Origin of the sequence: Rathayibacter sp. AY1C6 (assembly GCF_002931535.1) — a bacterium.
Lineage (GTDB): Bacteria > Actinomycetota > Actinomycetes > Actinomycetales > Microbacteriaceae > Rathayibacter.
Genome location: NZ_PSWC01000007.1, coordinates 60,733 through 79,290, shown reverse-complemented (window position 1 = coordinate 79,290; position 18,558 = coordinate 60,733). Strand labels below are relative to the sequence as shown.

The following is an 18,558-nucleotide window of genomic DNA, read 5'->3' as shown; positions in this document are numbered from 1 at the left end:
AGCGAATGGAGGGCACGGGTTGGTAAGAGGAGATCGAAACGTTCCTTCGCTGGCATGACCCAGATCAGGTTCGACGGTCGAAGGCTGCTGCCTTCCTCTCAGCCCGGTGCACCGGACTCCCGTGTTCGTCGGCAATCATAGACGTCATGTCGTGGTCGGTGGTCGTCGTCCTGGCCGTGCTGCTGATCGTCCTGCTGCAGGCCCTGCTCTGGCAGCGCCGTGCGCGGATCCGCCGCGAGCTGCTCAGCTACGGCACGCGGGTGCCGGCGCGCGTCGTCGGGCCGGATCCGGCACGCGGCGATCGCGATTCGGCACGGGATCTGGGCAGGCTCCTGGTCGTCTACCGGACCGCCGAGGGTGTGGAGAAGCGCGCGCAGAAATACCCGCTGAAGCGGGGGGACGCGTGGATGGCCGGTGAGCCCGCCGCGGTGATCTACGACCCCCGCCGGCCGGACGACGCCGAGCGTCTGATCGTCGGCTTCGGCCGGACGAAGAAGAAGTGGTACCCCGCGCGCCAGCAGCGCGCCAGCTGACGCGGGGCCGCTCCGGCTACTTCTTGAGGGCGCGGATGATGCGCGCGAGGGCCTTGCCGGTCACCCACACGAAGGGGATGCCGACGGCGAGGACCGAGATCACGTTCGGCTGGAACCGCAGGCCGAGGTCGTCCTTGATGTAGGCGCCGATCGGGATGACCGTGGCGCCGCCGCCTCCGCCGCCGCCCTCCTGGCCGTCCTCGGAGCCGCTGCCTCCGCCGAAACCGAACCAGCGGAGGGCGACGGGGACGAGCGAGACGCCGTCGACGGTGACGGGCTCGCCGTAGATCGTCGCGGTACCCGCGGTGGTGACGGTGTCGGCCAGGGAGACTGCGATGTTGGGCATGGTGCGACGGTACTCCGCGGCTCTCCGCGGCGACAAGCGGCCCGCCGGGGCGCACAGGACTCGTCCATGGACCTCCGGGGACCTGCTGCCATGATCGACGGATGTCCGCCCGCACCCGCCGCCGCCGCCCCGTGCGCTCGGCCGCGGTGGCGGTCGCGAGCCTCGTGCTCGCCGCCTTCCTCGCCTTCCACCGCGCGCTGCCCGATCCGATCGGCTGGTTGTCGGTCCTCGAGGTCGGGATCCCGTGGACGGGGCTCGTCGTGTTGCTCCTCATCGCGGCCGCGGCGGCCCTCCGGTCGCGCCGGACGGCGGCCGCGGTCACCGTGCTGGCGATGGTCTACGGCGTGCTGGTGCTGCCGGTCGCGCTTCCGGCGCCGGCCGTGCGCTCCGGCTCGTTCACCGTCGTCAGCCAGAACATCGAGACGAGCAGCGACGCCGGTGGGCTGGCCGCCTCGCTCGCCGCCCGCGGCCCCGACGTGATCGCGCTGCAGGAGCTCGACGGAGACGCCGTGGACGCGGTCGACGCCGAGCTGGCCGACGAGTACCCGTACTCGTCCGTCTCGAGCACCGTCGGCGTCTGGAGCCGGACCGAGCTGACCGACGAGGAGCCGCTCGACCTCGGTCTCGGCTGGGAGCGCGCGCTCGCCGTCGACGTCGACACGCCGGTCGGCAGCGCGCGCCTGTTCGTGGTGCACCTGGCCTCGTTCCGGCCGGGCGACCACGAGGAGCGGGACACCATGCTCTCGAACCTCGCCACCGCTCTTCGAGACGACGCGTCGGAGCGGACACTGGTCATCGGCGATTTCAACACGCCGACGGACGACCACCTGTTCGCTCCGGTGCTGGTGGAGGCGGGTCTCGTCCGCACGGGCGGAGTCGGCTTCCCGGCGACCTGGCCGTCCCTGCTGCCGCTCGTCTCGCTCGACCACGCGCTCGCCGACGGCGTCACCGCCGCGACCGTCGCGGTCCTGCCGCCGAACGGCTCCGACCACCGCCCGATCAGTCTGACGATCGGTTCCGCGTAGCGAGCGTGTCGCTGAGGTCGATCCCCTTGGCCGACTCAGGAGCCGACCGGGACAGGAGCGAGGCGGGACGCACGGCCCCGGAGCCGAAGCGGGCGGCCACGCCGTCGACCGCGAGCTCCGCGTCGCGCCAGTCGTCGGAGTCGCTCCACAGGGAGAACGCGACGTCGTCGCCCTCGACCAGCTGCTCGCCGCGCACGCCGATCAGCCGCACGGGCCGCCGCATCGGGTTGGCCGCCTCGAGGAGCGCGGAGGAGGCCTCGTAGAGGACCCGGGCCACGTCCGTCGCCTCGACGAGCGTGCGGGAGCGGGTGAGGGTGCTGAAGTCGCCGAAGCGCACCTTCACCGCGACGGTGCGGCAGCGCACTCCCGAGCGGCGCATCCGCACGGCGACCTTGTCGCAGAGCCGCAGCAGCTCACGACGGACGAGCTCGGGGTCGGCCACGTCGTCGGCGAACGTGATCTCGTGTCCGGCGCTCTTCTCGATCTGGCGGGTGTCGACCGGCCGCGGATCCACCCCGTTCGCCAGGGCGTGCAGGCGCCTCCCGGTCGCCTCGCCGAGGGCGGACACCAGCGACGGCAGCGGGGTGGTCGCGACGTCGGCGACGGTGCGCAGACCGCGGCGGACGAGCGTCTCCTCCGTGCTCGCGCCGACTCCCCACAGCGCGCTCACGGGCAGCGGATCGAGGAACTCGCGGACGCCGTCGGCGGGGACGACCAGCAGACCGTCGGGCTTGGAGCGGCCGGAGGCGAGCTTGGCGACGAACTTGGTGCTGGCGATCCCGACCGAGCAGGTCAGCCCGAGCTCGGCGTGCACCCGGCGGCGGATCTCGGTGCCGATCGCGAACGGCGAGCCCGAGATGCGGCGGGCACCCGCGACGTCGAGGAACGCCTCGTCGATGCTCAGGCGCTCGACCAGCGGCGTGAAGGAGTCGAAGATCGCCATGACGCGGCGAGAGGCCTCGCGGTAGCGCTCCATGTGCGGCTCGAGGACCACGGCCTGCGGGCAGCGGCGGAGGGCGACCGCCATGGGCATCGCCGAGTTGACGCCGTAGCGGCGCGCCTCGTAGGTCGCCGCTGTGACGACGGAGCGCGCTCCGTGGTGCCCCACGATGACCGGCCTCCCGCGCAGATCCGGCCGGTCGAGCAGCTCGACGGAGGCGAAGAACGCGTCCATGTCGATGTGCATGATGCTCGCGCGCGGGTCGTCGAAGGGCTCGGTCGTGACCTGCCGCCCCGTGCCGTCCTGCTTGCTCATGCGGTGCCGTCCTGCTCGCTCACGCCGCGCCGTCCTGACTGCTCACGCCGCTCCGTCCTGCTCGCCCACGCCTCGGGACATGCTCGCACGCACCACCGACATCGGCCGCTCGACAGCTGCGCCCGGGAATGAGCGCCGACCACTCGCGGTTGACCCGAGCACCACGACGCTCCGGAGAGACCATGACGCACGAGCAGCCCGACTCCCCCACCGCCACCGAGACCGGCCCCGGCGCCGAGATGAGCCGCTGGCTCGATCTGCAGGACCGCGCCCACCGCGCCTTCGAGCTCCGGCTGAGCGCCGTCGAGGACTGGTCGGCCCCCACGCCCGACACCGAGTGGGACACGCGCGCTCTGGTGCTGCACGTCGTCCGCGAGCAGCAGCGCGCGCACACGCTCCTCTCGGGGGGCGACGAGTCGGCGCTGCGCCTCGAGTCCGTCGCCACCGATCTGAGGAGCGAGTGGCGTCGCGTGACCGACCGCCTGCGCGACGCTGTCCGCACCGTCGACCCGGCTGCGACCGTGCAGCTGGGGCGCGACACCGTCAGCGCCGTCGAGCTGCTGCAGGAGCAGACGGCCGATGTGACCGTCCACGCCTGGGACCTCGCCCGCGCGACCGGCAGCGACGAGCGGCTGGACGAGGAGCTCGTCGCAGCGGTCTGGGAGCTCTTCGCACCCCAGGAGGAGACCCTGCGCGCGAGCGGCCTCTACGCCGCGCCCGTGCCGGTCGACGACGCCGCCTCCCTCCAGAGCCGCCTGCTCGCCATCACCGGACGCGACGACCGCCTCGCCGCCTGACTGCCCGGTGCCCGAACGCCGTCAAGGCCTGGGGGCGTCCAGGGTCGCCGCGGCAGGATGGAGGGGACCACGAACACGGGGCGACCGCCCCGACGAGGAGAGGAACGTCCATGACACGCATCGCCGTCATCGGAGCCCACGGCAAGGTGGGGCAGCAGATCCTGCACCTGCTCTACGACGCCGGCCACGAGTCGGTCGGAGTGATCCGCAACCCCGATCACGCCGAGGACATCGTCCGGCTGGGCGGCGAGCCGCTCGTGCACGACCTCGAGGACACGACGCCCGAGGCCTTCGCCGAGGCGCTGGGCCACGTCGACGGCATGGTCTTCACCGCCGGAGCCGGACCCGACTCGGGCCCGGAGCGCAAGCGCACCGTCGACCTGGGGGCGTCCGTCCTCAGCCAGAAGGCCGCCGCGATCGTCGGGGTCCAGCACTTCGTGCAGGTCAGTGCGATCGGTGTGGACGAGCCGCTCCCCGAGGACACGGAGGAGGGCTGGAAGGCCTACGTCGAGGCCAAGCGCGACGCCGACGCGGCACTGCGCGACTCCGGCCTCGACTACACGATCCTCCGCCCGGGCGGGCTGACGGACGACGAGGGCACCGGCACGATCACGCTCGGCACCTCCGTCGAGAAGGGGAGCATCCCCCGAGCGGACGTCGCCGCCACGGTGATCGCCGCCCTGGCGCAGCCGACCTCCATCGCGAAGACGTGGGAGATCGTCTCCGGTCCCACCCCGATCGAGGACGCGGTGGCTCAGGGAGCCTGAGCCCCGGCACCTCCTCCTAGAGTGGGGCGGGTGAGCACCCACCCGCCCCGCCCCTGGATCCGCAGCTACGCGCCCGGCGTGCCGACGGAGCTCGAGCTCCCGACCGGCTCGCTCGTCGACATCGTCACCGAGTCGGCCGAGCGCTATCCCCACCAGGTCGCGCTCGAGTTCTTCGGCCGTTCGACCAGCTACTCCCAGCTCGCCGACGAGGTGGAGCGGGCCGCCGAGGGCCTCCGCCGCCTGGGCGTCCGCGCGGGCGATCCGGTCGCCCTCGTGCTCCCGAACTGCCCGCAGCACGTCGTCGCCTTCTACGCCGTCCTCCGGCTCGGCGCCGTGGTGGTCGAGCACAACCCGCTCTACACCCCGCGCGAGCTGCGCCACCAGTTCGAGGACCACGGTGCTCGTGTCGCGATCGCCTGGAACCGCGTCGTGCCGACGGTGCAGGACCTCCCGGCCGACCTCGGCGTCGAGACCGTCGTCGCCGTCGACCTCACCCGCGCGATGCCCGCCTCGATGCGCGCAGCCCTCCGCCTGCCGCTGAAGAAGGCCCGGGAGTCGCGCGCCGCGCTGACCGGGCCGGTCCGCGGCGCGATCGAGTGGGAGTCGCTGCTGAGGCGACGGATCGACCCGGCGCACCCGCGCCCGGTCGCGGAGGACCTCGCCGTCATCCAGTACACGAGCGGGACGACCGGCACGCCCAAGGGCGCCGAGCTGACCCACGCGAACCTGACGGCGAACGCCGCCCAGTCGCGCGCCTGGGTGCCGACGGTCCGCCGTGGCGACTGCGTGGTCTACGCGGTGCTCCCCATGTTCCACGCCTACGGGCTGACGCTCTGCCTGACCTTCGCGATGAGCATGGGCGCGCGCCTGGTGCTGTTCCCGAAGTTCGACCCGGAGCTGGTGCTGAAGGTCGTCAAGAAGCACCCCGCCACCTTCCTCCCGGCCGTTCCGCCGATCGCGGAGCGCCTGGCGCGCAGCGCGCAGCAGCGGGGCGTCTCCCTCCGCGGCATCGAGATCGCCATCTCCGGCGCGATGCCGCTCGACCCGGCGCTGGTCGAGTCGTTCGAGGCGCTGACCGGAGGCACGCTCGTCGAGGGCTACGGCCTCTCGGAGACCTCTCCGGTCCTGATGGCCAACCCGGTCGGTCCGACGCGACGCGCCGGGACGGTCGGGCTCCCGCTGCCCGGCACCGACGTGCGGATCGTCGACCCCGAGGATCCCGACACGGAGGTGGCGACCGGCGAGCAGGGCGAGCTGGTCGTGCGCGGTCCGCAGGTGTTCCGGGGCTACCACCGCAAGCCCGACGAGACGGCGGCGACCTTCACCGGCGACGGCTGGTTCCGCACCGGCGACATCGCGACGATCGACGAGGACGGCTTCGTGCGCATCGTCGACCGGATCAAGGAGCTCGTGATCACGGGCGGCTTCAACGTCTCGCCGTCCGAGGTGGAGGAGGTGCTGCTCCGCCTGCCCGAGATCAAGGAGGTGGCGGTGGTCGGCCTGCCCGATCCGCGCAGCGGCGAGTCCGTGGCGGCGGCGGTCGTCCTGGAGCCCGGCGCGCAGCTCGACGTCGCAGCCGCCCGCAAGGCCGTCCGGGAGGCGCTGACGCCCTACAAGGTGCCCAAGCGGATCACCGTCGTCGACGAGCTGCCGCGGAGCATGATCGGCAAGGTCCTCCGCCGCCAGGTGAAGGCGATGCTGACCGACGAGGACTAGCCCGGAACGAGCGAGGGCCCCCGACCACTGTCCGTGATCGGGGGCCCTCTGCAACGAGGCTAGAAGCCGAAGTCGCCGCCTCCGAAGTCGCCGCCCCCGCCGAAGTCGCCTCCGCCACCGAAGTCGCCGCCGCCGGAGTCGCCCCAGCCGCCGCCGTCTCCGGCGTCCGCACCGGAGGCGTCCGCACCTCCCGCATCCGCTCCGCCGTCGGCCGAGGCGTCTCCCCCGCCGTCACCGCCGGCGTAGTCGCCTCCCGCGTCGGGGAGGAACGCGCCCGCGATGGCCGAGCCGATCGCGAACCCGGCGATCGTGCCGAGCATCGAGGAGGCGAGGACGCCGCCGAAGCCCATGCCTCCGCCGCCGGAGAAGCGCCGCTCCATGAATCCGGGCTGGCGCAGCTCGCTCCTCGTGGCGGACTGGGCGAGCGTGCGGGGGTCGTCGTCCTTCGGCGCGTCGCCGACAGGGGCCCCCTCGCTGAGCTCTCGGAAGACCTGCTGGCGCTGCTCCGGGGTCAGCTGCTCGAAGGCCTCGCGGTGCACCTGCTCGATCGCCTCGGGCGGCGCGGTGCGGAGGAGATAGCGGTAGCGCTCGATGGCACGCTCATCGTCGGTGCGCGGAGACGTCGCCGGAGGGGAGCCGTACTCGGGCCTGCGGTCCGCGGCCTGCGGCGGCGCGTACGTCGAGCGGCGTGCGCTCTCGGGCTGCTCGTCGCGGCCCAGCAGTCGGTCCAGGAATCCCATGATCTCCTCCTCGGCGCCCGACGGACGCACACCGCCACCGTAGGCCCCTCGTCGCTCCGGGTGCTGAGCGTTCTCTCAGAGGCTGCTCGGAGCGGGGGCCTCGGTCATTTCTGCTTCGGGATGACCACCCACATCACGAGGTAGGCGATGATCTGCGGCCCCGGGAGGAGGCACGAGAGCACGAACAGGAGACGCACCACGAAGGGGCTCCAGCCGAATCGGCGGGCGAGACCGGCACAGACGCCGGCGATGATCCTGCCCCGACGGGGGCGCACGAGAGTAGCCATGACTCCACTCTGGCGCAGGGCGCCTGAGCGGGGCATCCGGGAAACCCCCTAGGTCTGCGCCGGAGTCCCGTCGAGCTCCTCGGGCCGGAACGCTCCGACCGAGCGGGCGAAGGCGGCGGCGCGCTCGGCGTCGGCCTCCGGCCAGACCACGTGGAAGCGCTCGAAGACCACGTCGCCGATGCCGCCCGGTGAGACGCGGGCGAAGTAGCGGCGGTGGCCGTCGAACCAGGAGGCGCGCGTGCGGTCCCCCTCGCCCTCGGCCCAGGCGAACGCGTCGTCGACGGAGTCGAGCGGACCGGTCCGCACGTCGTCCGTCACGAGGACGACACGCGCCGCTCCCGCGCCGTCGCAGACGATCCAGTGGTCACCCGCGACGGGCGCCCCCTCCTCGGCGAGGGACGCCGTGGCCGTCTTCACTCCGCGCCGCACGAGGCCCAGCAGCTCGTCCGCCATCGCCGTGCTGTCGCCGAACGCCTCGACCGGCGGGAGCGCCTCGTTGACTCCCGGATGCGCGGAGCGGTACTCCGCCCAGAGGAGCGCCGCCGAGGCGGCGTCGGTGTCGGGGAGGGCGGTGCGCTCCGGCGCGGCGGGCACGAGCGCCACGATGTTCGCCCCGGCCAGGGAGGCGGGATCGTCGGGGTGGTTGTCGGGCGTGGTGACCGTGTCGAAAGGCCAGTGCTGCTGGAGCCAGCGGCGCGCGTAGGCGTCGAGCTCCTCCTCGAGCCGCGAGCCCCGGACGGCGGGGACGACCCACCAGGAGGCCTCGGCGGAGTCGCCGCCGCCGGGCCGGACGCTCAGAGCGCCCAGCGCCTCGGTGCGGTCCGGGCCGACGAGCAGGAACGCGTGCGCTCTGCCCGCACGCGACTCCTCCTCGAGGCGCAGGAGACCGCGCACGTCGTCACCGAGGGACACCGACGGCAGGGCGGCCGGATCGTCTCCGCGGAGGAGAGCCGCGAGCCACGGTCGCTGCTCGCCGATCACCGCGTGCAGGAGGTCCGCATCGCTCGAGACGAGAGGACGCAGGAGGGCGCCCGCCGGCAGCTCGAGCCGCGCGGGAAGGGGCGCGTCGCCGGTTCCACCGCTCATGACCGTACCTCCCCGCGCACCGGCTCAGCCGGCCGCGCGCTCCAGCACGAGCTCGCGGACGCGGGCGGCGTCGGCCTGCCCCTTCATGGCCTTCATCACGGCACCGATCACGGCACCGGCGGCCTGAACCTTGCCGTCGCGGATCTTCGCGAGCACGTCGGGCTGCGAGGCCAGTGCCGCATCGATCGCCTCGATGAGCGCTCCGTCGTCCGAGACGACCGCGAGTCCCCGGGCGTCGACGACCTCCTGCGGGGTGCCCTCTCCGGCGATGACGCCCTGGAGGACCTCGCGGGCGAGGCGGTCGGTCAGCGTGCCGCTCTCGATCAGACCGGCGAGCTCGGCGACCTGCGCCGGAGTGACCAGGGAGGCCGGGTCCTCGCCCGCCGCGTTCGCGAGGCGCGCGATCTCCCCGGTCCACCACTTGCGGGCCGCCTGCGGAGCGGCTCCCGCGGAGACGGTCTCGGTGATCTCGACCAGCAGGCCGCTGTTGGCGACGTCCTGGAACTCGAGGTCGGTGAAGCCCCACTTCTGCTTGAGGCGGCGGCGGCGGTCGGCGGGCTTCTCGGGGAGCGCGGCGCGCAGATCCTCGATCATCTCGGGGCTCGGCACCACCGGGAGCAGGTCGGGCTCCGGGAAGTAGCGGTAGTCGTCGGCGTCGCTCTTGGGCCGGCCCGCGGAGGTGCGGCCGGTGTCCTCGTGCCAGTGGCGCGTCTCCTGCGTGATCGTGCCGCCCGCGGCGAGGATCGCCGCCTGGCGCTGGATCTCGTAGCGGACGGCGCGCTCGACCGAGCGGAGCGAGTTGACGTTCTTGGTCTCGGTGCGGGTGCCGAGCTTCTCCTGACCGATCGGGCGGAGCGAGACGTTCGCGTCGCAGCGCAGGTTGCCGCGCTCCATCTTGGCGTCCGAGATGCCGAGCGCCAGCACGATGTCGCGGATCGTCGCGACGTAGGCCTTCGCGTACTCGGGCGCGCTCTTCCCCGCGCCGTAGATGGGCTTCGTGACGATCTCCACGAGCGGGACCCCCGCGCGGTTGTAGTCCACGAGCGAGTACTCGGCGCCCTGGATGCGGCCGGTGGCGCCGCCGACGTGCGTGAGCTTGCCGGCGTCCTCCTCCATGTGCGCGCGCTCGATCGGGATCTGCACGAGCGAGCCGTCGGCCAACTCGATCTCGACCGAGCCCTCGAAGGCGATCGGCTCGTCGAACTGCGAGATCTGGTAGTTCTTCGCCAGGTCCGGATAGAAGTAGTTCTTGCGCGCGAAGCGGCTGGACGGGGCGATCGAGCAGCCCAGGGCGAGGCCGAGGCTGATCGAGTAGCGGACGGCCTGCTCGTTCACGACCGGCAGCGAGCCCGGGAGGCCGAGGTCGACCGGGGTCACGTTCGTGTTGGGCTCGGACCCGAACTCGTTCGGCGCGTCCGAGAACATCTTGGTCTTCGTGTTGAGCTCGACGTGCACCTCGAAGCCGAGCACCGGCTCGAAGGTCTCGAAGACCTCGTCGTAGTCCATCAGCTCGGGAGCGGACGTGTGCGCGGAGGCCATCAGACGGCACCTTCCTCGGTCGCGGAGAGCACGGAGTGGGTCAGGTCGGGGGCCTGCGCGAGGAGCGGACGGCCCCACTTCTCCTCGAGCAGCGCCTCGAGCGCGGCGCCCACGGTGTAGAGGCGCACGTCCTCCCGGGCGGGAGCGAGGAACTGGATGCCGACGGGCAGCCCGTCCTCGTCGGCGAGGCCGGCGGGGACGGAGATGCCGGGGATGCCGGCCAGGTTCGCCGGGATGGTCGCGACGTCGCCGCGGTACATCGCCAGCGGGTCGTCGAGCTTCTCGCCGAGGCGGTAGGCGGTCGTCGGCGCCGTCGGCGAGGCGATCACGTCGACGTCCGCGAAGGCCGCGTCGAAGTCCCGCTGCACCAGGGTCCGGACCTTCTGCGCGCTGCCGTAGTAGGCGTCGTAGTAGCCGGCCGAGAGGGCGTAGGTGCCGAGGATGATCCGGCGCTTGACCTCGGGGCCGAAGCCCTGCTCGCGGGTCGCGGACATGACCTGCTCGACCGTGCCGCCGCCCTCCGGCGTGACGCGGAGGCCGAACCGGACCGAGTCGAACTTGGCGAGGTTGCTGGAGGCCTCCGCGGGGAGGATCAGGTAGTAGGCGGCGACCGCGTGCTCGACGCTCGGGAGGCTCACCTCGACGACCTCGGCTCCGGCGCCCTGCAGGATCTCGAGCGCCTCGTGGAAGCGCGCCAGCACGCCGGGCTGGAAGCCCTCGCCGCCGTCGAGCTCCTTGACCACGCCGATCCGGAGGCCCGTCACGTCGGCGCGGCGCACCGCGTCGGCGAAGGAGGGCCAGGAGTCGCGCAGCGACGTCGAGTCGCGCGGGTCGTGGCCCGCGATGACGTCGTGCAGCAGCGCGGAGTCGAGGACCGTCCGGGAGACGGGGCCGATCTGGTCGAGGCTCGAGGCGAGCGCGATCGCTCCGTAGCGGGACACGCCGCCGTAGGTCGGCTTCACGCCGACGGTGCCGGTCACGTGCGCGGGCTGGCGGATCGATCCCCCGGTGTCCGAGCCGAGGGCCAGGGGCGCCTCGTAGCTCGCGACGGCCGCGGCGGATCCGCCGCCGGAGCCGCCGGGGATGCGGTCGAGGTCCCACGGGTTGTGGGTGGGGCCGTAGGCGCTGCGCTCGGTGGTCGAGCCCATCGCGAACTCGTCCATGTTGGTCTTGCCGATCGGGACCAGCCCGGCCTCGCGGACCTTGCGCATGACGGTCGCGTCGTAGGGCGGGCGCCAGCCCTCGAGGATGCGGGAGCCGCTCGTGGTCGGCATGTCGTTCGTGACGATGACGTCCTTGACGGCGAGAGGCACTCCGGCGAGGGGGTGCAGCGACTCGCCGTCGGCGCGCCGGCGGTCGATCGCCTCGGCGGACGCGACCGCGCCCTCGCGCGCGACGTGGAGGAAGGCGTGGACCGCTCCGTCGACCGCGTCGATGCGCTCGAGGTGCGCGCGGGTGGCCTCGACCGAGGAGACCGAGCCGTCGGCCAGCTTCTCGGAGAGGGCGGACGCGCTGAGGCGGACGAGCTCGTCGCCGTGCGCGCTCACTGCTCCTCCCCCAGGATCGCGGAGACCTGGAAGCGGCTGCCGTCGTGCTCGGGCGCGCCGGAGAGCGCCTGCTCGAGCGTGAGGGTCTCGCCGACCACGTCGGGTCGGAAGACGTTCTCGAGCGGGATCGGGTGGCTGGTCGCCGGCACCTCGGGCGTGGCGACGGCCTGGACCGCGCGCACGGAGTCGACGATCTGGCCGAGCTCCCTGGTGAGGCTCCCGATCTCGTCGGAAGTGAGGTCGATCCTGGCCAGCTGGGCCAGATGGGCGACCGTGTCGGCCGTGATCTCGGACATGCGTCTCCGTCTGGTGGTTCGGGGGGATTTCCGGCCGCCAGTCTACTCGGCGCGCCCGCACCGCCTCCGCCCGTGCCGCCCGCCCGTCAGGAGCCGCCGAAGAGGCTGGCGCCGTGCTTCAGGAGTGCGTTGTACGCCCCCTCGTAGGTGGTCGGCAGGTCCTCGCCGGGCTCGCCGTACCGGGCCAGCAGCAGGCCCATCAGGCCGACGGCGGGCGGGCTCAGCGGCTTGTCGCGGTTCACGTGCGCCGGATGCGCGGGCGCCGCCTCGGGGTTCGGGGGCAGGTACTGCGGCACCGTGGTCGGCCAGTCGCCGATCTGCCGCGGCTCGTCGAGGGTCAGCACCCCGAAGAGGTCGGGGGCAGAGGCGTCGCGAGCGGTCAGCGGCTCGAGGCCGTGCAGGGCGCTGAGGGTCCGGATCACGGCGCCGTGGTGCAGCTCGTCGTGCACGATCGTGCCGGCCCTCGTGTACGCCGAGACCGCGATCGCCGGCACGCGGCAGCCGAGCCGGTCGAAGGCGAAGCCCATCTCGCCCTCGCGGCCGTCGCCCGGCGGAGTCGCCGACGGCGGGGGGACGTGGTCGTAGAGGCCGCCGTGCTCGTCGAAGGTCGCCAGCAGGAGCGTGTTCACCGCGTTCGAGCCGGTCGTGCTCGCGCTCTCCCGGATCGCCGAGTACACCTGGTGCAGCAGCAGCTCGCCGGCGCGGACGTCGGACAGCGCGCTGTCGTAGACGGGCGTGCCGTCGACCTCGTCCTCGTGGAGGACGCCGGTCGGCGGGTGCATGTCGTTGTGGTCGAAGACGAGCCGCGGCTCGAGGAAGGCGTAGTCGGGCAGCTCGCCGTTCTCCACGTCGGCGTAGAAGCGGTCCATCGTCGAGAAGTGGGTCTTCCAGTACTTCTCGAGCACCGGCGCGTGCAGGAAGCCGGTGTAGGAGACCACCTGCAGCGCGTCGAAGTAGACGCGCCAGGTCCTCCCCGCCTCCTCGAGGCGGTTGAACACCGTCGGCGCGTCGGCCAGGTCGTCCGCGAGCCACTTCTCGTAGCCGCCGCCCTGCTTGTTGGTGACGAAGCCGTGCGAGGTCGACGCGTGCAGGAAGGACCGGTTGCAGAAGGTCTGGGAGGGGACGGCGCAGAACCACTGGTCGAAGACGGCGAACTCGCGGGCGAGGGTGGAGAAGACGGGCAGCATCTCCGGCGAGAAGCCGCCCATGATCGTCCGCGCCTCCTCCGCCGTGGGCTCCTGCCCCTTCTTCATCACCCTCAGGTGCTGGACGTAGTCCTCGAGGAAGCCGCTCATCGTCGGGGCGGCGGCGTCGGCGGGCGCGTTGAAGGGCGCGGTCATGGCGCCGACGGTGCGGCCGGCGTTCTCGGGCGGATCCACCGTGCCGAAGAGCTGGGTGTTGACGTGCGGGTACTCCTCGCCCGGGTCCGGGTCGGGCTGGCGCATCACGGAGTCGGTGGCGCCCTCGTAGACGTGCGTGCCGACGGTCAGTCCGCCGGCGCTGGTGTTCGTCCGCTCGTCGGGGAGGAGGCCCTCGAAGCTCTCGCCCGCGGGCAGATCGTCCGGTCCGTAGAGGCGGCCGAGGACGTTGTCGAAGGAGCGGTTCTCGAACATGATCACGACGACGTGGTCGAAGCCCGGCTCCGTGCGGGCGGGCAGTCGCGGCTCCTCCTCGCGGCGGGGGCCGGAGGCGACGGCCGCGCCGATCGCGCCGCCGGCGAGGGCTCCGGCTCCGACTCCGGCGGCGGCGGTGCCGGCCAGGAAGCGGCGGCGCGAGCGGGAGCGGGGAGCTCCGTCGTCGTGCTCCGAGGGAGTCCGCTCGCTGGTCATCTCCGCCGCCTCTCCTGCGCCGCCTGCGCCTGCTCGGAGTGTAGCGACGCGCCCGGGACGGCGGCTCGAACGCGGGCGAGCAGTCCGGCCTCCGGCTCGGGGTCGACGTGCGCGCGGCGGGCCGCGTCGCGGAGGCGCCGCCCGACCGGCGCGGGCGGCGCGAACGCCGGCGCCGTGCGGGGCCAGCGCGCGAGGGACCGGTCGGGACCGCCGAGGAGTGCGGCCAGCTCTCGGACCTGCGGATCGACGAGGGCCCGGCGCCCGCCCGCCCGGGCGCGGACGAGCTGCGCGGGAGTCTCCGGACCGAGCGGCACGCCGATCCGTGCACCCGAGGGGACGGCCGAGGCGAGCACGAGCGCCGGCACCGTGCCGGGCCGCTCCGCGCTCCCCCGCGCGGTGACGAGGAGCAGCATCCGCCGCCCCGCCCGTTCCCCGTCGCGGACGGCGTCGAACACGACGTGCAGCAGCTGCTCCGCGAGGCGCGCATCAGCGGATCGATCGGTGCCGGCGGCTGCGGCGTCGGCGAAGTCGGCCGGATCGACGAGGGACCGCGGCTCGACCAGGACGAGCGGAGGCAGGGTGCCGGCTGCGGCCTCGGCGGCCAGCGCGTCGATGGGAAGGAGGCGCCCGCCGCGGGAGCCGGCGGCGCCCGGATCGCGGTGGGGCCACTCCGGATCGGCGAGGAGCGTGATCGAGACGCCCTGCCGCTCGTCGACCGCGAGAGCCCAGCCTGTGCCGGTCTCCCGGGCCGCGCGCAGGGCCGCCGGCAGCGGATCGCGGCCGTCGGCGCGCCAGTGGTCGGCCCGCGCGAAGGCCGTGGCGAGGAGCGCGTGCACCGGCAGCATCTCGGGGGCGAAGCGCGCGCCCGGAGGATCGTCCGGGCCGGGCGCGGTCATCACGGCGTCCGTATCACCGGTGAATACCGGGCCGTCCGGATCGTCGAGCGCGCCGAGGACCTGGTCGCGGCTGCGGCCGGCGAAGGAGAGCACGACCAGGTGGTCGATCCGGCCCAGCGCCTCGGCGGTCCGACGCTCGGCGGCGGTGGGCCGAGCCGCGGCGTCGAGCGCGAGCGACGCCGCGTCGGCGAGGGACCGGCGCAGGAACGCACGCCGCTCCCCGCCGCCCGAGTCAGGCATCGGGCCCGGTCGGCTCCTCCGTGCTCGGGGCGGCCGCGTCCGGGACGGCGTCGGTCTCCGGCACGGCGTCGTCCTCCGGCGAGGCGTCGGAGCGCGATGCGCCGGCGACGTCCCCGTCCGGGCCGGCAGCGGCCTCCTCCGGAGCGTCGGCGGACGCCTCCTCCGGCAGCGCGATCGCGTCCGGTCCCTCCGTCACCAGGAGGTGGAACTCGGCCGCGGTGATGATCCGGAGCCCCAGGGCCTCGGCCTTGCCGAGCTTGCTGCCGGCGCCGGGACCGGCGGCGACGTAGTCGGTCTTCTTGGAGACGCTCGAGCCGGCCTTGCCCCCGGCCGCGAGGATGGCCTCCTGCGCCCCCTCGCGGGAGTACCCCTCCAGGCTGCCGGTCGCCACGACCGTGAGACCCGCGAGCACCCCGCCGGCGGCGTCCGCGGCACCGGGACCGGGGTGGCCGGGCGTGGCGAAGCGCACTCCGGCCGCGGCCCAGCGGTCGACGATCTCGACGTGCCAGTCGACCTCGAACCAGGCGATCAGAGCGTCGGCGATGATCCCGCCCACCCCGTCGACCGCGGCGAGCTCGTCGCGGCTCGCCACGCGGATCGCGTCGAGCGAGCCGAAGTAGCCCGCCAGCGCGCGCGCGGCGACCGGGCCGACGTGCCGGATGCTGAGCGAGACCAGCAGACGCCACAGCTCCTTGGTCTTCGCCCGCTCGATGTTCTCGATCAGCCGGAGGGCGTTGGTGGAGGGCACGGAGGCGGCGTCCCCCGCGAAGGCTCCCGCCTCCGGGTCGAAGGCGCCGTCCTTGGCGAGCTGCCGCTTGCGCTTGAAGGGCGTGACGACCTTCGGATCGCCCTTCGCGTCGAGCTTCTGCAGACCCGTCTCGGAGTCGCGGACGACGACCTCGATCGGGAAGAGATCGGCCACCGTGAGCTCGAACAGGCCGGCCTCGGTCCGCAGCGGCGGCTCGGCGGGCACCAGGGGCTGGGTCAGGGCGGCGGCGCTGACCTCGCCGAGCGCCTCGATGTCGAGCGCGCCGCGGCTGCCGATGTGCTCGACGCGTCCGCGGACCTGCGCGGGGCAGGACTCCGCGTTGGGGCAGCGCAGGTCGACGTCGCCCTCCTTGGCCGGAGCGAGCGTGGTGCCGCACTCGGGGCACTGCGTCGGCATCACGAACTCGCGCTCGGAGCCGTCGCGGAGCTCCACCACCGGGCCGAGCACCTCGGGGATGACGTCCCCGGCCTTCCGCAGCACGACCGTGTCGCCGATGAGCACGCCCTTGGCCTTGACCACGTCGGCGTTGTGCAGCGTGGCCTGGCGCACCTCGGACCCCGCGACCTTCACCTTGGTCATCTGGGCGAACGGCGTCGCGCGGCCGGTGCGCCCGACGCTCACGACGATGTCGAGGAGCTTCGTGTGCACCTCCTCGGGCGGGTACTTGTAGGCGATCGCCCAGCGCGGCGCCCGGCTGGTGGCGCCGAGCTCGTCGTGCAGCTCGAGCTCGTCCACCTTCACGACCACGCCGTCGATCTCGTGCTCGACCGAGTGCCGCTCGCGGCCGTAGCGCTCGACGAAGGCGAGCACCTCCTCCACCGAGGCCGAGACGCGGTTGTGGCCGCTGACCGGCAGTCCCCAGGAGGAGAGGAGCCCGTAGACCTCGGACTGGGTCGCGACCGGCGGGTCCGGCCAGGCGCCGATGCCGTGCACGTAGAGCGCGAGGGAGCCGACGCGCGCCTCGCCGGCGCGCAGGTCGAGACCCGACTTCTTGTCGAGCTGCTGGCGGAGGCCGCCGCTCGCCGCGTTCCGCGGGTTGGCGAAGGTCGGGAAGCGCCGCAGCGCGCTCGTGCGCGCCTTCTCCTCCTCGAAGACGCCTCGGGTGGCGGCCGGGCGGGTCGACCAGCGGGTCCGCGCCTCCTCGACCGCCTCGTCGCGCAGCGTCTCCTGGAGGGCGTTCAGCTCGGCGAAGGCGGCCACGGGGATGAAGACCTCGCCGCGGACCTCGACGAGTGCCGGGTGGCCCTCGCCGGAGAGGCGCTCGGGGATCCCCGCGACGCGGAGGGCGTTGACGGTGACGTCCTCGCCGGTGCGGCCGTCGCCCCGGGTCGCCGCCGTGACGAGGCGGCCGTCCTCGTAGTGGAGGGAGATCGCGAGCCCGTCGATCTTGAGCTCCGTGAGCCAGGCGACGGGGCGGTCGGCCGACGCCACCGTCTTCTCGCACCACTCGCGCAGCTCCTCGGCCGAGAACACGTTGTCGAGGGAGAGCATCCGCTCGGCGTGGTCGATCGGGGCGAGGCCCGCTCCGACGATCCCGCCGACGGTCCGCGTCGGCGAGTCCTCGGCGGCGAGCTCGGGGTGCTCGGCCTCGAGCGCGGCGAGCTCGCGCACCAGGGCGTCGTACTCGGCGTCGGACAGCGGCGAGGAGTCGGCCGCGTAGTAGTCGTCGCTCGCCGACCGGATCCGCGCCCGCAGCTCCTCGACGCGGGCGGCGGGCTCGACGGCGCTCACCGGAGCACCGCGGCGTCGGCCGCGACCGTGCGGTCGATCGTGCACTGGCCCAGCACGCGGGTGCCGAGGTAGACGACGGCCGTCTGGCCGGGGGCGACGCCGTCGAGCGGCGAGTCCGGAGTGATCACGAGCTCCACCCTGCCATCGACGTGCGACACCATCGCGGAGGCGGGGACCGGGTCGGCGTGCGCGCGGATCTGGACGTCGCAGCGGAAGGGCGCGTCCACGTCCTCGGGAGCGGCGCCCGCCCAGGTGAACCGCTCGCCGGCGATCTCGCCGATGCGCAGCGCCTCGCGCGGACCGACGACGACCTCGTTGCTCACCGGCCGCACCTCCAGGACGAAGCGCGGCCGACCGTCGGGCGCGGGGACGCCGAGATGCAGGCCCCGGCGCTGGCCCACCGTGTACCCGTGAGCGCCCTCGTGGGAGCCGACCACCGCGCCGTCCCGATCGACGACCGCTCCGGTCTCGGGGGCGACGCGCTCGGCGAGCCAGCCGCGGGTGTCGCCGTCGGGGATGAAGCAGATGTCGTAGCTGTCGGGCTTGCTCGCGACGCTGAGGCCCCGCTCGGCCGCCTCCGCGCGCACGATCGCCTTGGACGGCGTGGAGCCGAGCGGGAACATCGAGTGCCGTAGCTGCTGCTCCGTCAGCACGCCGAGGACGTAGGACTGGTCCTTCGCCTCGTCGCTCGCGCGGTGGAGCTCCGGGGAGCCGTCGGCGGCGGTGCGGAGGGAGGCGTAGTGGCCGGTGCAGACCGCGTCGAAGCCGAGGTCGAGAGCCTTCTCGAGCAGGGCGGCGAACTTGATCCGCTCGTTGCAGCGCATGCAGGGGTTCGGGGTGCGGCCCGCCGAGTACTCGGCGACGAAGTCGTCGACGACGTCCAGCTTGAACCGCTCGGAGAAGTCCCACACGTAGTACGGGATGCCGAGGACGTTCGCGGCGCGCTGCGCGTCCATCGAGTCCTCGATCGTGCAGCACCCCCGGCTGCCGGTGCGCAGCGTGCCGGGCATCCTGCTCAGGGCGAGGTGCACGCCCACCACGTCGTGCCCCGCCTCCACCGCGCGGGCCGCGGCCACCGCCGAGTCCACTCCACCGCTCATCGCCGCCAGAACCTTCACCGTGCGAGTCTACGTTTCCCGCGGGCGCGGCCGGCAGGGGT

General features: G+C 73.5%; 17 protein-coding genes and 1 riboswitch. Of the genes, 5 read left to right on the top strand and 12 right to left on the bottom strand.

Annotation, left to right across the window (positions count from 1 at the left end):
• Nucleotides 1–24: 24 nt before the first annotated feature.
• Nucleotides 25–132, bottom strand: a riboswitch (TPP riboswitch).
• Between the two features lie 14 nt (nucleotides 133–146).
• Nucleotides 147–533, top strand: a complete 387-nt coding sequence (locus tag C5D36_RS06470; RefSeq protein ID WP_104223723.1) for a DUF3592 domain-containing protein — start codon at nucleotides 147–149, stop codon at nucleotides 531–533.
• Between the two features lie 16 nt (nucleotides 534–549).
• Here the strand turns inward: C5D36_RS06470 and C5D36_RS06465 are convergent, their stop codons facing one another.
• The gene (locus C5D36_RS06465; protein ID WP_104223724.1) at nucleotides 550–879 is read right to left on the bottom strand and encodes a hypothetical protein; all 330 of its coding nucleotides are present in this window, start codon (nucleotides 877–879) and stop codon (nucleotides 550–552) included.
• A gap of 101 nt (nucleotides 880–980) precedes the next feature.
• On the opposite strand from C5D36_RS06465, the gene C5D36_RS06460 reads away from it, so the two are divergent.
• Nucleotides 981–1,904, top strand: a complete 924-nt coding sequence (locus C5D36_RS06460) for an endonuclease/exonuclease/phosphatase family protein (RefSeq protein ID WP_104295461.1) — start codon at nucleotides 981–983, stop codon at nucleotides 1,902–1,904.
• On the opposite strand, the gene dinB is transcribed toward C5D36_RS06460, so the two are convergent.
• Nucleotides 1,879–3,159, bottom strand: a complete 1,281-nt coding sequence (gene dinB / locus C5D36_RS06455; protein ID WP_104295460.1) for a DNA polymerase IV — start codon at nucleotides 3,157–3,159, stop codon at nucleotides 1,879–1,881. The two genes, C5D36_RS06460 and dinB, sit on opposite strands and share 26 nt — an antisense overlap.
• Before the next feature lie 182 nt (nucleotides 3,160–3,341).
• Between dinB and C5D36_RS06450 the strand changes: the two genes are divergently transcribed.
• The 3 genes from C5D36_RS06450 (at nucleotide 3,342) to C5D36_RS06440 (ending at nucleotide 6,439) form a co-directional block, all read left to right on the top strand.
• Nucleotides 3,342–3,956, top strand: coding sequence for a TIGR03086 family metal-binding protein (locus C5D36_RS06450; protein ID WP_244229430.1), 615 nt, complete (start codon nucleotides 3,342–3,344; stop codon nucleotides 3,954–3,956).
• 110 nt (nucleotides 3,957–4,066) lie between these two features.
• Nucleotides 4,067–4,723, top strand: coding sequence for an SDR family oxidoreductase (locus C5D36_RS06445; protein WP_104223727.1), 657 nt, complete (start codon nucleotides 4,067–4,069; stop codon nucleotides 4,721–4,723).
• A 30-nt stretch (nucleotides 4,724–4,753) separates the two neighbouring features.
• Nucleotides 4,754–6,439, top strand: coding sequence for a long-chain-fatty-acid--CoA ligase (locus C5D36_RS06440; protein WP_104254939.1), 1,686 nt, complete (start codon nucleotides 4,754–4,756; stop codon nucleotides 6,437–6,439).
• Between the two features lie 59 nt (nucleotides 6,440–6,498).
• Here the strand turns inward: C5D36_RS06440 and C5D36_RS06435 are convergent, their stop codons facing one another.
• The 10 genes from C5D36_RS06435 to mnmA form a co-directional block, all read right to left on the bottom strand.
• Nucleotides 6,499–7,179, bottom strand: a complete 681-nt coding sequence (locus tag C5D36_RS06435; protein ID WP_104232676.1) for a hypothetical protein — start codon at nucleotides 7,177–7,179, stop codon at nucleotides 6,499–6,501.
• A 104-nt stretch (nucleotides 7,180–7,283) separates the two neighbouring features.
• Complete coding sequence (locus C5D36_RS06430; RefSeq protein ID WP_104223873.1) at nucleotides 7,284–7,466, bottom strand: PspC domain-containing protein; 183 nt, start codon at nucleotides 7,464–7,466, stop codon at nucleotides 7,284–7,286.
• A gap of 48 nt (nucleotides 7,467–7,514) precedes the next feature.
• Nucleotides 7,515–8,552: an ASCH domain-containing protein gene (locus C5D36_RS06425; protein WP_104295459.1), complete on the bottom strand. Its 1,038-nt coding sequence runs from the start codon at nucleotides 8,550–8,552 to the stop codon at nucleotides 7,515–7,517.
• 24 nt (nucleotides 8,553–8,576) lie between these two features.
• Nucleotides 8,577–10,091 (bottom strand): Asp-tRNA(Asn)/Glu-tRNA(Gln) amidotransferase subunit GatB, encoded by a 1,515-nt coding sequence (gatB, locus tag C5D36_RS06420; RefSeq protein WP_104295458.1) that lies wholly within the window; start codon nucleotides 10,089–10,091, stop codon nucleotides 8,577–8,579.
• Nucleotides 10,091–11,638: an Asp-tRNA(Asn)/Glu-tRNA(Gln) amidotransferase subunit GatA gene (gatA, locus tag C5D36_RS06415; RefSeq protein WP_104247609.1), complete on the bottom strand. Its 1,548-nt coding sequence runs from the start codon at nucleotides 11,636–11,638 to the stop codon at nucleotides 10,091–10,093. The genes gatB and gatA overlap by 1 nt, the downstream gene beginning before the upstream one ends.
• Nucleotides 11,635–11,934: an Asp-tRNA(Asn)/Glu-tRNA(Gln) amidotransferase subunit GatC gene (gene gatC, locus C5D36_RS06410; RefSeq protein WP_104226848.1), complete on the bottom strand. Its 300-nt coding sequence runs from the start codon at nucleotides 11,932–11,934 to the stop codon at nucleotides 11,635–11,637. Before gatC ends, gatA begins: the two co-directional genes overlap by 4 nt.
• Nucleotides 11,935–12,020: 86 nt before the next feature.
• Nucleotides 12,021–13,763, bottom strand: coding sequence for an alkaline phosphatase family protein (locus tag C5D36_RS06405; RefSeq protein WP_104247610.1), 1,743 nt, complete (start codon nucleotides 13,761–13,763; stop codon nucleotides 12,021–12,023).
• The gene (locus C5D36_RS06400; RefSeq protein WP_104295457.1) at nucleotides 13,760–14,899 is read right to left on the bottom strand and encodes a hypothetical protein; all 1,140 of its coding nucleotides are present in this window, start codon (nucleotides 14,897–14,899) and stop codon (nucleotides 13,760–13,762) included. The genes C5D36_RS06405 and C5D36_RS06400 overlap by 4 nt, the downstream gene beginning before the upstream one ends.
• Nucleotides 14,892–17,399 carry an NAD-dependent DNA ligase LigA gene (gene ligA, locus C5D36_RS06395; protein ID WP_104295456.1) on the bottom strand — a complete coding sequence of 836 codons (2,508 nt, stop codon included), beginning with the start codon at nucleotides 17,397–17,399 and terminating at the stop codon, nucleotides 14,892–14,894. Before ligA ends, C5D36_RS06400 begins: the two co-directional genes overlap by 8 nt.
• Complete coding sequence (gene mnmA / locus C5D36_RS06390; RefSeq protein WP_181072794.1) at nucleotides 17,396–18,517, bottom strand: tRNA 2-thiouridine(34) synthase MnmA; 1,122 nt, start codon at nucleotides 18,515–18,517, stop codon at nucleotides 17,396–17,398. The genes ligA and mnmA overlap by 4 nt, the downstream gene beginning before the upstream one ends.
• Between the last annotated feature and the right edge of the window lie 41 nt (nucleotides 18,518–18,558).

Excerpts from the sequence above, each read along its gene's own strand:
- C5D36_RS06470 (WP_104223723.1), top strand. The coding sequence starts at position 147 with ATGTCGTGGTCGGTGGTCGTCGTCCTGGCCGTGCTGCTGATCGTCCTG.
- C5D36_RS06465 (WP_104223724.1), bottom strand. The coding sequence starts at position 879 with ATGCCCAACATCGCAGTCTCCCTGGCCGACACCGTCACCACCGCGGGT.
- C5D36_RS06460 (WP_104295461.1), top strand. The coding sequence starts at position 981 with ATGTCCGCCCGCACCCGCCGCCGCCGCCCCGTGCGCTCGGCCGCGGTG.
- dinB (WP_104295460.1), bottom strand. The coding sequence starts at position 3,159 with ATGAGCAAGCAGGACGGCACGGGGCGGCAGGTCACGACCGAGCCCTTC.
- C5D36_RS06450 (WP_244229430.1), top strand. The coding sequence starts at position 3,342 with ATGACGCACGAGCAGCCCGACTCCCCCACCGCCACCGAGACCGGCCCC.
- C5D36_RS06445 (WP_104223727.1), top strand. The coding sequence starts at position 4,067 with ATGACACGCATCGCCGTCATCGGAGCCCACGGCAAGGTGGGGCAGCAG.
- C5D36_RS06435 (WP_104232676.1), bottom strand. The coding sequence starts at position 7,179 with ATGGGATTCCTGGACCGACTGCTGGGCCGCGACGAGCAGCCCGAGAGC.
- C5D36_RS06430 (WP_104223873.1), bottom strand. The coding sequence starts at position 7,466 with ATGGCTACTCTCGTGCGCCCCCGTCGGGGCAGGATCATCGCCGGCGTC.
- C5D36_RS06425 (WP_104295459.1), bottom strand. The coding sequence starts at position 8,552 with ATGAGCGGTGGAACCGGCGACGCGCCCCTTCCCGCGCGGCTCGAGCTG.
- gatB (WP_104295458.1), bottom strand. The coding sequence starts at position 10,091 with ATGGCCTCCGCGCACACGTCCGCTCCCGAGCTGATGGACTACGACGAG.
- gatC (WP_104226848.1), bottom strand. The coding sequence starts at position 11,934 with ATGTCCGAGATCACGGCCGACACGGTCGCCCATCTGGCCCAGCTGGCC.
- C5D36_RS06405 (WP_104247610.1), bottom strand. The coding sequence starts at position 13,763 with ATGACCAGCGAGCGGACTCCCTCGGAGCACGACGACGGAGCTCCCCGC.
- C5D36_RS06400 (WP_104295457.1), bottom strand. The coding sequence starts at position 14,899 with ATGCCTGACTCGGGCGGCGGGGAGCGGCGTGCGTTCCTGCGCCGGTCC.